Genomic DNA, 12,860 nt, shown 5'->3' with positions numbered 1-12,860 from the left:
GTGCGAGAGGGAGCGCACCGGGTGACCGACGACACACCTTGACAGTCTTTGTGATCTAGGGGTTTCAATCGACACCCACCCAGGTAGGGTCTGGAAGCGTCCAGCTCCCCTTGGAGGAGGTGAGGACCGTGGCAGCCCACGACGACGACATGAACCGCGGCATCCGCCCGGGACGAGGGTCCGAAGACCCCGCCGGGCAGATCGCCTACCTTGAGCAGGAGATCGCCGTCCTGCGACGCAAGCTCGCCGACTCTCCGCGGCACACGAGGATTCTCGAAGAGCGGATCGTCGAGCTGCAGACCAACCTGGCCGGCGTCTCCGCCCAGAACGAGCGCCTGGCCAACACACTCCGCGAGGCCCGCGACCAGATCGTGGCCCTCAAGGAGGAGGTCGACCGGCTCGCCCAGCCGCCCGCCGGCTTCGGCGTCTTCCTGCAGGCCAACGAGGACGGCACGGCCGACATCTTCACCGGCGGCCGCAAGCTCCGCGTGAACGTCAGCCCGAGCGTCGACCTCGACGACCTCAGGCGCGGCCAGGAGGTCATGCTCAACGAGGCGCTCAACGTGGTCGACGCCATGGAGTTCGAGCGCGTCGGCGACATCGTCACCCTCAAGGAGATCCTCGAGGACGGCGAGCGCGCCCTCGTCCTCGGGCACACCGACGAAGAACGAGTGGTCCGGCTCGCCGAACCCCTCCTCGACGTCACCATCCGCCCCGGTGACGCCCTCCTGCTCGAGCCCCGCTCCGGCTACGTCTACGAGGTCGTCCCCAAGAGCGAGGTCGAGGAACTCGTCCTCGAAGAAGTCCCCGACATCGGCTACGAGCAGATCGGCGGCCTCGGCAACCAGATCGAGGCCATCCGCGACGCGGTCGAGCTGCCCTACCTCTACCCCGACCTCTTCAAGGAGCACGAGCTGCGCCCGCCCAAGGGCGTCCTGCTCTACGGACCGCCCGGATGCGGCAAGACGCTCATCGCCAAGGCCGTCGCCAACTCGCTCGCCAAGAAGGTGGCCGAGGTGACCGGACAGGCCGCCGGCAAGAGCTTCTTCCTCAACATCAAGGGCCCCGAACTCCTCAACAAGTACGTCGGCGAAACCGAGCGCCAGATCCGCCTCGTCTTCCAGCGAGCCCGCGAGAAGGCCAGCGAGGGCACCCCCGTCATCGTCTTCTTCGACGAGATGGAATCCCTCTTCCGCACCCGCGGCTCCGGCGTCAGCTCCGACGTGGAGAACACCATCGTCCCGCAGCTCCTCGCCGAGATCGACGGCGTGGAAGGCCTGCAGAACGTGGTCGTCATCGGCGCCTCCAACCGCGAGGACATGATCGACCCGGCCATCCTGCGCCCCGGCCGCCTCGACGTGAAGATCAAGATCGAGCGGCCCGACGCCGAGGCCGCCAAGGACATCTTCGGCAAGTACCTCACCGAGCGCCTCCCGCTCCACTCCGACGACCTCGGAGAGCACGAGGGCGACAAGCTCACCACCGTCCAGAGCATGATCCAGACAGCGGTCGAGCACATGTACGCCGAATCCGAGGAAAACCGCTTCCTGGAAGTCACCTACGCCAACGGCGACAAGGAAGTCCTCTATTTCAAGGACTTCAACTCCGGCGCCATGATCGAGAACATCGTCGGCCGCGCCAAGAAAATGGCGATCAAGGACTTCCTCGACAAGAACCAGAAGGGCCTCCGCGTCTCCCACATCCTCCAGGCCTGTGTGGACGAGTTCAAGGAGAACGAGGACCTGCCCAACACCACCAACCCCGACGACTGGGCCCGCATCTCCGGAAAGAAGGGCGAACGGATCGTCTACATCCGCACCCTCATCACCGGAAAGCAGGGCGCCGACACCGGACGCTCCATCGACACGGTGGCGAACACCGGTCAGTACCTGTAAAACCAGGGCGGCTGCGGGTGCCCACCACGGGTACCCGCAGCCGACTGCTTTTCAGGCCACGACCGGAGCAGCCAATGACGCAAATGATCTCCCCACCAGCGCAAAGGCGTTCTAGGCTCTTTCCTACCGCCGAGTCGCACAGTGCGGGGACGGGCACCGCGCACGCACCGGAGCGCCGGCGGTACGCGAGCGGTACCCACGACCGAGGGTGCCGCCGGGCAAGGAGGGCCGCATGACCGTACGGCGAGTAATGGGCATCGAGACGGAGTACGGGATCTCCGTCCCCGGCCACCCCAACGCCAATGCCATGCTCACCTCATCCCAGATCGTCAACGCCTACGCCGCGGCGATGCACCGGGCCCGCCGGGCCCGCTGGGACTTCGAGGAGGAGAACCCGCTACGGGACGCCCGAGGCTTCGACCTCGCCCGCGAGGCGGCCGACTCCAGCCAGCTCACCGACGAGGACATCGGCCTCGCCAACGTCATCCTCACCAACGGTGCGCGCCTCTACGTCGACCACGCCCACCCCGAATACAGCGCCCCCGAAGTCACCAACCCCCGCGACGCCGTCCTCTGGGACAAGGCCGGCGAACGCATCATGGCCGAGGCCGCCGAACGGGCCGCACAGCTCCCCGGCGCCCAGCCCATCCACCTCTACAAGAACAACACCGACAACAAGGGCGCCTCCTACGGCACGCACGAGAACTACCTGATGAAACGGGAGACCCCGTTCTCGGACATCGTGCGCCACCTCACGCCCTTCTTCGTCTCCCGCCAGGTCATCGCCGGAGCCGGCCGCGTCGGCATCGGCCAGGACGGCCACGAACACGGCTTCCAGCTCAGCCAGCGCGCCGACTACTTCGAGGTCGAGGTCGGCCTGGAGACCACGCTGAAGCGGCCCATCATCAACACCCGCGACGAACCGCACGCCGACGCGGAGAAGTACCGCCGCCTGCACGTCATCATCGGCGACGCCAACCTCTCCGAGATCTCCACCTACCTCAAACTGGGCACGACCGCCCTGGTCCTGTCCATGATCGAGGACGGCTTCATCGCCGTCGACCTGGCCGTCGACCAGCCCGTACGCACCCTCCACCAGGTCTCCCACGACCCCGGCCTCCAGCGCCTGATCACCCTCCGCAGCGGCCGCACGCTCACCGCCGTCCAGCTCCAGATGGAGTACTACGAGCTGTCCCGCAAGTACGTCGAGGAACGCTTCGGCGCCGACGCGGACGACCAGACCAAGGACGTCCTCTCCCGCTGGGAGGACACCCTCAACCGGCTCGAGAACGACCCGATGAGCCTGGCCGGCGAACTCGACTGGGTCGCCAAGCGCGAGCTCATGGAGGGCTACCGCCGCCGCGACGGCCTCGACTGGGACGCGGCCAAGCTCCACCTCCTCGACCTCCAGTACGCCGACGTACGCGCCGAGAAGGGCCTCTACAACCGCCTCGCGGCCCGCGGACGCATCAAGCGCCTGCTGGACGAGGCCGAGGTCGAGAAGGCCCGCACGACGCCTCCGGAGGACACCCGCGCCTACTTCCGCGGCCGCTGCCTGGAGCAGTACGCAGACGACGTGGCCGCGGCGAGCTGGGACTCGGTCATCTTCGACCTGCCGGGCCGGGATTCGCTGCAACGGGTCCCAACCCTCGAACCGCTTCGCGGAACGCGAAATCACGTCAAGGAGCTGCTCGACCGCTGCCGCACGGCGGAAGACCTGGTCAGGGTCCTGTCCGGCGGCTGAGCGGGACCAGCGGGTCACTCGGACCCGCCCGGGCGGCCGGGGTGGAAACCCCACCGTCCGGGAATCATCGAGATGGCCCCCGTACGTTGTCGAAACTGCGGGGCCGATGTCGGACCCGGCTTGTAGGGTCTGATCATCACCGATCGGCAGGAATGCCGACCCGTCGACCATGTCGGGCGAACAGAGCGGGGTGAGGGATATGGCAACCAAGGACACCGGCGGCGGCCAGCAGAAGGCCACGCGCTCCACGGAGGAGGTCGAGGAGCAGGCGCAGGACGCGCAGGGCTCCGAGGACCTCAAGGAGCGGCAGGAGAAGCTGAGCGACGACGTGGACTCCGTCCTGGACGAGATCGATGACGTCTTGGAGGAGAACGCGGAGGACTTCGTTCGTTCCTTCGTTCAGAAGGGCGGGCAGTAGCCCAATTTTGCCTTCGAATTGAAGGTAGCGGGGGAGTCGAGGGTTGGAGAGCGGAGAAGGTGCGAAGCGCTGCTCGCGGTGCGGGCGACACAAGCCTCGGGCGGCGTTCGCACGGAACAGGGCGATGCGTGACGGGCTGCAGACCTACTGCAGAGACTGCGCCGCCGCGTATCACCAGCAGCGTCAGGTTGCCAAAGGCCGAAAGGTGCGTCCCAGGGTGGACGTGCCCGAGGGCCACAAACTCTGTCGGAAGTGCGGTGAGGTCAAACCGTGGAGCGAGTGGCACCGCAACACGACCGCCTCGGACGGCCTCTCGACCCGGTGCAAGGTGTGTCGTGCGGCCGAGGGGCGAGCGGGGCACCTGAAGCGGAACTACGGCCTCACCGAAGCCGAGCGTGACGCGATGGTCGCCGCTCAACGCGGGCTCTGCGTGATCTGCTTGGATGCCCCGGCCGCACATGTGGATCACTGCCACAAGACGGGTAGGGTCCGAGGCGTACTGTGCTTCAACTGCAATTCGGCCCTCGGTAAATTGCGAGAAGATCCGGACGTCGGCCGTCGTGCTGTTGCCTACCTGGAAGGAAACTCGTGGAAGCCAATAATCGTGGCACCGGGCGTCTACCAGCTGCCTTCCTGACGCCAGGGTCCTCCTCCTTCATGGACTTCCTCTCCGAGCACCAGCCCGAGCTGCTGCCCGGCAAGCGGCAGCTCCCGCCCACCCAGGGCGTGATCGAGGCGCCGCACGGGACGACGATCGTCGCCGTCACGTTCCCCGGGGGCGTCGTTCTCGCCGGTGACCGCCGGGCCACCATGGGCAACGTGATCGCCCAGCGGGACATCGAGAAGGTGTTCCCGGCGGACGAGTACTCGGCCGTCGGTATCGCCGGCACCGCCGGTCTCGCCGTGGAGATGGTGAAGCTCTTCCAGCTGGAGCTGGAGCACTTCGAGAAGGTGGAGGGCGCGCAGCTCTCGCTGGAGGGCAAGGCGAACCGGCTGTCGACGATGATCCGGTCCAACCTCGGCATGGCGATGCAGGGGCTGGCGGTGGTGCCGCTGTTCGCCGGGTACGACGTGGACCGGGAGCGGGGGCGGATCTTCTCGTACGACGTGACGGGCGGCCGTTCCGAGGAGCACAACTTCGCGGCGACGGGTTCGGGCTCGATCTTCGCGCGGGGTGCGATGAAGAAGCTGTTCCGCGAGGACCTGTCCGAGGAGCAGGCCACGACGCTGGTGGTCCAGGCTCTGTACGACGCGGCTGACGACGACTCGGCGACCGGTGGTCCCGATGTCGCCCGCCGGATCTATCCGATCATCACGGTGATCACCGAGGACGGTTTCCGCCGGCTCACCGAGGACGAGACCTCGGGGCTGTCGCGTGCGGTGCTCCAGCGGCGGCTGGAGGAGCCGGACGGTCCGAAGGCCGCTCTGCTCTGAGCGTGGCCCGGCTGTTCTCGAGGTGATCCAGTGACCATGACAGAAAGGGACGGATAACCGGTGTCGACGCCGTTCTATGTCTCACCCCAGCAGGCGATGGCCGACCGGGCGGAGTACGCCCGCAAGGGCATCGCGCGTGGCCGCAGCCTGGTGGTCATGCAGTACGCCGACGGCATCGTGTTCGTCGGCGAGAACCCGTCCCGCGCGCTGCACAAGTTCAGCGAGATCTATGACCGGATCGGTTTCGCGGCCGCCGGCAAGTACAACGAGTACGAGAATCTGCGGATCGGTGGTGTGCGGTACGCCGACCTTCGTGGTTACACCTATGACCGTGACGATGTGACGGCCCGGGGTCTGGCGAACGTGTACGCGCAGACGCTGGGCACGATCTTCTCCTCGGCGGCGGAGAAGCCGTACGAGGTGGAACTGGTCGTGGCCGAGGTGGGCGCGACGCCCGAGGGTGACCAGATCTACCGGCTGCCGCACGACGGTTCCATCGTGGACGAGCACGGCTCGGTGGCGGTGGGCGGCAACGCGGAGCAGATCAGCGCTTTCCTGGATCAGCGTCATCGTGACGGGATGTCGTTGGCGGAGGCGTTGAAGCTGGCCGTGCAGGCGTTGTCCCGTGACACCAATGGCAGTGAGCGGGAGATTCCGGCGGAGCGTCTGGAGGTCGCGGTGCTGGACCGTACGCGGCCGCAGCAGCGCAAGTTCAAGCGGATCGTGGGCCGTCAGCTGTCGCGTCTGCTGGAGGCGGACGGTGCGGCCACGGAGGCGGAGAGCTCCGTGGAGGAAGAGGAGTAGGCCCGTTCGCGGCGGTTTCGCCGCCGTCCCGTCGCTGTCGCGCCCCGGCCGTTCTGGCCGGGGCGCGGTGCGTTCCGCGTCCGGCCGGGGGTTGTTCCGCGTGCGGGTCGTGCCGGGGGACCGGAACCTGGAGGGGTGGGCGGCGTTCGCCCGCCGACCTGTGGGATGGCCCGCTGTGCCGGGGCACTCGGAGGGGCACGGCAGGACTGTGCGGAGGTGGAGGAGTCATGGCGGATCAGAGGTCGTCCTCGGTTCTCACCGCTCCGGTGCGGGGCGCGGCGGCGGTGCTGGGGCGGTTGCCCGGTGCCGGGATGGTGAGCAGGGTCGCGGAGGGGGCGCTGGACAAGGTGGGTGCGGTGTCGCCGAGGAGCCGGCGGCTGGCGGTGTACACGGGGGCGGGGGTGCTGGGGGTCGCGGGGGTGGTGGAGTGGCCGGTGGCGTTGACGGGTGCGGCGGTGGCGTGGCTGACCCAGCCGCGGCCCGGTGCCGGGCGGGCGGGGGCCGGTACGGGGCGGCGGCTCGGTGAGCCGGTGGAGGACGGTGAGCCGGTGGAGCGCGCGGATGTGGTGGACGTGCCGGAGGAGCCGGTGGCCGTCGAGCCGGACGACGAGGCGATGGCGTGGGCGGCGACGCATCGGACGGCGCCGGCCGGGGAGCGGCCGGGGCAGCGGCACGGTGGTGCGGGTGATCATGGGGGGTTCGCCGAGCACGGTGGTCATGGCGCGCATGGTGGGCCTCTCGGGCCCACGGCGCGGCCGGGTCGTACGGTGCGCTGAGGGGGTTCGAGGTGTTCTCGTTGCTGACGGTTCCGTCGGCTGCCGCCCGGTTGGTGCCGGCGGCGCCGCGGTTGCTGGCGCGGGTGGCCGTTCCGGTGGTGGGTGCGGCGGCGGGGGCGGTGGCGGGTACGGCGCGTGCGGGGGTGCGGGGCGCGGACGCGGCGGTGCGGGTGGGCCGGGTCGCGGGTAACGCGCTGCCGGGTGGTGGGGGCCGGTGGCGTGCGGGTGCCCGGCAGCATGTTGCGTTGCGGCCGGCGCACGCGGAGGCGGCGCGGCACGGCAGGGAGCGTCTGGGGCGGCGGGTGGCCGCGGCGGTGGCGGAGCATCCGGATGTGCTGCTGGCGTACTGGGACGAGGGGCTGGCCCGGTTGGTGGTGACGGCGTCCGAGGACGGGCTGACGGACCGGGTGCTGGACCACGTGGTGGACGTGGCGGCGTGCCATGGTCTGGAGCTGGGGGGTGATCCGGAGGAGTTGTCGCATCCGGCGGATCCGGTGGCGGTGCGGGTCGCGGCGGCGGCGCTGGTGGCCGATGTGGTGGGTACGGGTGCGGCGTTCGCGGCGTATGCGTGGCGGTTGCCGCCGTCGCCGCGGACGGTGACGGCGGCGGTGACGTTCCTGCGGGAGAACCCGCGGGTGCGTGCGGTGCTGCGCCGGCGGCTGGGTGGGCCGGGTATGGATCTGGTGCTGGCGGGTGCGAACGCGGTGGCGCACGGGGCGGGGCAGAGTCCGGCTTCGCTGGTGCTGGACGGGGCGTTGCGGGGGTGTCAGCTGGCGGAGGCGGTGGCGCGGGTCGCCGCGTTCGACTCGGTGCACGACGAGTTGTGTGCGCCGGAGCGGGTGAGTGTGGGGGGCGGCGAATGGGGCCGGCCGCCGTTGCGGTCCACGCCGGCGCAGGAGTACGCGGCTCATGCGGCGGCGGGGAGTGTGATCGGCGCGTTGGCGACGTTGCTGGTGAAGCATGACGTTGCGGAGGCGGCGGAGGCGGTGCTGGCCGGTTCGCCGAAGGCGGCGCGGTACGGTCCGGCGGCTTTCCACGCGGTGCTGGGTGGTGCGCTGGCGCGGGTGGGGGCGTTGGTGCGGACGCCGGAGCGGTTGTGGCAGTTGGAGCTGGCGGGGACGGTGGTGCTGCATCCGAGTGCGCTGCGGGCGGCGGACGGTTCGGTGGATCCGTGGACGGAGCCGGTTCTGGACGCGGCGCGGCGGGCGGGGTTGCGGGTCGTGGTGGTGGACGATCCGGTGCTGGAGGATTTCGCGGGTCTGGCGGATGTGGTGGTGGACGCCCGGCGGCCGCTGGACGACGTGGTGTGTGAGATGCGTGGTGGTGAGGGGGCTGTGATCACGGTCGCCCGGCTGGGTTCGGCGGACGATGCCGCGGTGCTGGCGGGGTTGCGGGCCGGTGATCTGGCGGTGGCGCTGGTGGACGGGGACGGCGCGGTGGTGTGGGGGGCGGATGTGCTGGCCCGGCGTGGTCTGCCGGATGTGTGGCGGGTGCTGATGGCGGTTCCGGCGGCGCGTGCGGTGGGTGGCCGGTCGCAGACGCTGGCGCGGTCGGGTGCCGCGCTTTCGGGGTTGCTGGTGGCGGTGGGGGAGTCGAGGGGCGGGCGTGGGCGGCTGGCGGTGCTGCCGGGGATGCGGCATGTGCCGGTGGATCTGGCGGCGGCGAGTGCGTTGTTCTCCGGGGTGCGGGCGGGTCTGGGGGTGGCGGCGGCGTCGGCTCCGCGTCCGCGTCCGCGGGTGCACTGGCATGAGCTGGGGGCGGAGGAGGCGCGGGAGCGGCTGGGCCGGGAGCCGGTCGCCGAGGTGAGCGGGCTGGACCGGGTGACGGCTGGGTTGCGTGGGGCGGCGGGTGCGGTGGCCGGGCATCCGGCGGTGGGTCCGGTGCGCTGGAGTGTGCGGCTGGGCCGGGCGGTCAGCGGTGAGTTGCATGATCCGCTGACTCCGGTGCTGGCGGTGGGTTCGGCGGCGTCGGCGATCTTGGGTTCGGTGGTGGACGCGTTGCTGGTGGTGGGCGCGCTTGATCTGAACGCGCTGGTGGGTGGGGTGCAGCGGTTGCGCGCGGAGCGGGCGTTGTCGGGGTTGCTGGCGGATCAGCAGCGCAAGGCGCGGGTCGCGCCGTCGGAGGAGGAGGCGCCGGCGGGTGGCACGCGCACGGTGGACGCGGGTGGGCTGCGGCCGGGTGATGTGATCGAGCTGGGCGGGGACGACGTGGTGCCGGCGGATGCCCGGCTGTTGTGGGAGGAGGGTCTGGAGGTCGACGAGTCGGCGTTGACGGGGGAGTCGCTGCCGGTGCAGAAGCAGACGGACCGGACGCCGCACGCGGTGGTGGCGGACCGGCGGTGCATGGTGTTCGAGGGGACGACGGTGGTGGCGGGGACGGCGCGGGCCGTGGTGGTGGACACCGGTGACCGTACGGAGGCGGCGCGTGCGGTTCATCTGGCCGCGCGTACGCCGCCGGCGGGTGGGGTGCAGGCGAGGTTGCAGGAGCTGACGCGGCGGGCGCTGCCGTGGACGCTGGGGGGCGGGGCGGCGGTGACGGGGCTGGCGTTGCTGCGGGGGACTCCGGTCCGGGACGCGGTGAGCGGTGGGGTGGCGGTGGCCGTGGCGGCGGTGCCGGAGGGGTTGCCGCTGGTGGCGACGGTGGCGCAGCTGGCGGCGGCGCGGCGGTTGAGCCGTGACGGGGTGCTGGTGCGGACGCCGCGCGCGCTGGAGGCGCTGGGGCGGATGGACACGGTCTGTTTCGACAAGACGGGCACGCTGACGGAGAACCGGCTGCGGCTGGTGCGGGTGTCGGACGCCGGGGGCGGGGTGTGCGCCGCGGGTGAGGCGGCGGCCGCGGAGACGGTGCGGGCGGCGGCGCGGGCGTGTCCGCGGCTGAACGGCGGGTCGGAGCGGCCGGTGCACGCGACGGACGAGGCGGTGCTGGACGCGGCCGGGGACGATCCGGGGTGGACCCAGTTGGAGGGGCTGCCGTTCGAGGCCGCTCGCGGGTACGCGGCGGCGGTCGGCCGGGCGGGCGACGGGGCGCGGGTGCTGGTGGTGAAGGGGGCTCCGGAGACGGTGCTGCCGGCCTGCCGGGATCTGCCGTCGCACGCCTGGGAGGGGGCGCATGTGCTGGCCGGTGACGGGCTGCGGGTGCTCGCGGTGGCCGGGCGCCGGCTGGCGGAGGGGGAGTGGGCGGCCGGGGTGCTGGAGGAGCCGCTGGGGGAGCTGGTGTTCACGGGGCTGCTGGCGTTCTCGGACGTGCCGCGGGCGACGTCGACGGCGTTGCTGCGGGGTCTGTACGAGGCCGGGGTGCGGCCGGTGATGCTGACCGGGGACCATCCGCAGACGGCGCGGGCGATCGCCCGGGAGCTGGGGTGGCCGGAGGAGCCGGTGGTGGTGACGGGGGAGGAGCTGGGTGCGGCGGACCGTTCGGGGCGGGCCCGGATGCTGCGGGACGCGGGTGTGGTGGCGCGGGTGGCGCCGGAGCAGAAGCTGCAGGTGGTGGAGGCGTTGCGGGACGCGGGCCGGGTGGTGGGGATGGTGGGTGACGGCGCCAACGACGCGGCGGCGATCCGGGCGGCCGACATCGGTGTGGGGATCAACGCCCGGGGGTCGGCGGCGGCGCGCAACGCGGCGGACATCGTGCTGACGGACGACGATCTGACGGTGCTGATCGACGCGGTCGTCGAGGGGCGGGCGCTGTGGCACAGCGTGGCCGACGCGATCGCGATCCTGATCGGCGGCAACGCGGGTGAGGTGGGTTTCGGGCTGTTGGGCACTTTGGTGTCGGGCCGGGCGCCGTTGTCGACGCGGCAGATGCTGCTGGTGAACCTGTTCACGGACCTGTTCCCGGCGATGGCGGTGGCGGTGACGCCGAAGGCCGGGGTGGAGGCCGCGGAGCGGTCGGGTCCGCGGTCGCCGGAGGACGCGGCGGGCGGGGTGCTGGGGGAGGCGTTGATCCGCCAGATCCGGCACCGGGCGCTGACCACGTGTCTGGGCGCGGTGACGGCGTGGCTGGTCGGCCGTCTCACCCCGGGTACGGCCCGCCGTTCGAGCACGATGGCGCTGTGCGGGGTGGTCGGCACCCAGCTCGCGCAGACGCTGCTGGACCGCCGGGACAGCCCGTTGGTCCGGGTGACGTCGCTGGGTTCGGCGGTGGCTCTGGTGGCTCTCATCCAGGTGCCGGTGGCGAGCCACGCGGTCGGCTGCACCCCGCTGGGCCCGGTGGGATGGGCCGGTGTGGTGGCGGGCATCGCGGTGGCCCTGGCGGGCCAGCGGGTGCTGCCCCGGCTGGAGGAGACGGTGACCCGGCTGATGCCGGCGGGCGCCGGGGCGTGACGGACGGCGCGGGGGCGGAGGAGCCGTCCGGACGCCGGTGAGGCCGGCGGGCGGTGCGAGTCGCTCGGCATGCGCCGATCGTGCTGCCCGGGCTCTGCCTCCGGCCAGGGCCGGTGTGCGGGCGAGAGGCCGCGTCGTGGCCGCCGGATCGGCCGAAGGTTGGTGCTGGGGCCGAAGGAGGAGCCGTGAGCCCGTGTCGGGGCGCGCCGGGGCCGACACGGACTACTTGTTCCGGGCCCGCCGGTCGCGACGCGGGCTCCTTGTTCCGGGCCCGCCGGGGCGTGACGCGGGCTCCTTGGTCCGGGCCCGGCGCGGGCGCGACCGGGCCGTCGTGCCCCGTCAGGGCCTTTCGGCCCCTGCCGGGCCCGTGGAGCCCCGGGTGACGAGTTCGACGGGGATGTCGCCGCCGGGCGGTTCGCGGCCGTCCAGGACGGCGAGGAGGGCTTCCATGCCGCGTTGCCCGAACAGTTCGGCGTCGAGCCGGACGGTGGTGAGTTCGGGGTCGAGCGCGGTGGCGAGGGCCAGGTCGTCGAGGCCGGTGACGGACACGTCGTCGGGGACGCGCAGGCCGAGGCGGCGCAGCGCCTTGTAGGCGCCGGCGGCCAGTTTGTCGTCGTCGCACACCACGGCGGTCGGGCGGGGGCCGGGGGCGGCCAGCGCGGCCTCGGTGGCGGTGCGGGCACCGTCGATGGAGATGGGGGCGGGGGCGGTCCGGATCCGGGTCCCGGGCACGGCGGCGAGGCGGGCGGCGAGCTCCCGGGCGCGCATCTCGAAGGTCCAGGAGGGCACGTCGGCGGCCAGGTGCAGGAAGTCGCGGTGACCGAGGGCCAGCAGGTGCTCGGTGACCTGCCGAACCCCGTCGGCGATGTCGAGGTTCACGGTGGCGGCGCCGAGGCTGCCCTGCGGGTCGCTGTCGAGCATGACGAGGGGGAGCTGGTCGCCGCGGATGGCGCTGAGGGCGTCGGCGGCCATGGAGGAGGCGATGACGCCGTCCAGGGCGGCCTGCGCGGAGGCGAAGGGGTCGCGGGCCGGGCCGATGCCCTCGGGGGACGGGTACAGCACGACGCCGAAGCCGTGCCGGGCGGCGACGCGCGCGGCGCCGGTGTAGACGCCGGCGAAGAACTCCGTGGTGAGCGCGGGGACGACGAGCAGGACGGTGCGGGTGCGGCCGAGGCGCAGGTTGCGGGCGGCGAGGTTGGGCCGGTAGCCGAGGTCGCGGGCGGCTTCCCGGACCCGGTCGGCGGTGGCCTCGGAGACCCGGCCGCGCCATTTGTCGCCGAGCACGAGGGAGACGGCCGCCTGGGAGACGCCGGCCGCCCGCGCGACGTCACGGCTGGTCGGGCGGGTGCTGCTGCGTGCCACCGCGGGGGTGCTCCTGTTCTGGCGGACGTTCGCGCGAGGGGCCGTGGCCCGCCGGCTCGCGTCCGGTCGTCTGGACGGGTGAACAGCGCACATGGTACGTATGAC

The 12,860-nt window shown here is 71.8% G+C and carries 9 protein-coding genes; 8 read left to right on the top strand and 1 reads right to left on the bottom strand.

Annotation, left to right across the window (positions count from 1 at the left end):
* Window positions 1-128 precede the first annotated feature (128 nt).
* From arc to ACWCPN_RS11270, 8 genes are all read left to right on the top strand, one after another.
* Window positions 129-1,895 (top strand): proteasome ATPase, encoded by a 1,767-nt coding sequence (gene arc / locus ACWCPN_RS11305; protein WP_451204347.1) that lies wholly within the window; start codon window positions 129-131, stop codon window positions 1,893-1,895.
* A 232-nt stretch (window positions 1,896-2,127) separates the two neighbouring features.
* Entirely contained in the window at window positions 2,128-3,639 is a 1,512-nt protein-coding gene (gene dop / locus ACWCPN_RS11300; RefSeq protein ID WP_365122607.1) for a depupylase/deamidase Dop, read from the top strand.
* A 199-nt stretch (window positions 3,640-3,838) separates the two neighbouring features.
* The gene (locus ACWCPN_RS11295) at window positions 3,839-4,057 is read left to right on the top strand and encodes a ubiquitin-like protein Pup (RefSeq protein WP_031108679.1); all 219 of its coding nucleotides are present in this window, start codon (window positions 3,839-3,841) and stop codon (window positions 4,055-4,057) included.
* A gap of 43 nt (window positions 4,058-4,100) precedes the next feature.
* Window positions 4,101-4,694, top strand: a complete 594-nt coding sequence (locus ACWCPN_RS11290; protein ID WP_451204344.1) for an endonuclease VII domain-containing protein — start codon at window positions 4,101-4,103, stop codon at window positions 4,692-4,694.
* Window positions 4,646-5,491 carry a proteasome subunit beta gene (prcB, locus tag ACWCPN_RS11285; protein ID WP_451204342.1) on the top strand — a complete coding sequence of 282 codons (846 nt, stop codon included), beginning with the start codon at window positions 4,646-4,648 and terminating at the stop codon, window positions 5,489-5,491. Before ACWCPN_RS11290 ends, prcB begins: the two co-directional genes overlap by 49 nt.
* A 60-nt stretch (window positions 5,492-5,551) precedes the next feature.
* Window positions 5,552-6,295, top strand: coding sequence for a proteasome subunit alpha (gene prcA, locus ACWCPN_RS11280; RefSeq protein ID WP_451204340.1), 744 nt, complete (start codon window positions 5,552-5,554; stop codon window positions 6,293-6,295).
* Between the two features lie 227 nt (window positions 6,296-6,522).
* A complete protein-coding gene (locus ACWCPN_RS11275; RefSeq protein WP_451204338.1) occupies window positions 6,523-7,071 on the top strand; it encodes a hypothetical protein in 549 nt (182 codons plus the stop codon).
* Window positions 7,072-7,082: 11 nt separating this feature from the next.
* Window positions 7,083-11,393: an HAD-IC family P-type ATPase gene (locus tag ACWCPN_RS11270; RefSeq protein ID WP_451204336.1), complete on the top strand. Its 4,311-nt coding sequence runs from the start codon at window positions 7,083-7,085 to the stop codon at window positions 11,391-11,393.
* Window positions 11,394-11,732: 339 nt separating this feature from the next.
* Here ACWCPN_RS11270 and ACWCPN_RS11265 read toward each other — a convergent pair whose 3' ends face one another.
* Entirely contained in the window at window positions 11,733-12,755 is a 1,023-nt protein-coding gene (locus ACWCPN_RS11265; RefSeq protein ID WP_451204334.1) for a LacI family DNA-binding transcriptional regulator, read from the bottom strand.
* Between the last annotated feature and the right edge of the window lie 105 nt (window positions 12,756-12,860).

Source organism: Streptomyces sp. NPDC002386 (genome assembly GCF_053593175.1).
Note: the sequence above shows the minus strand (reverse complement) of the source record. Positions and strands in the feature narration are given on the sequence as shown.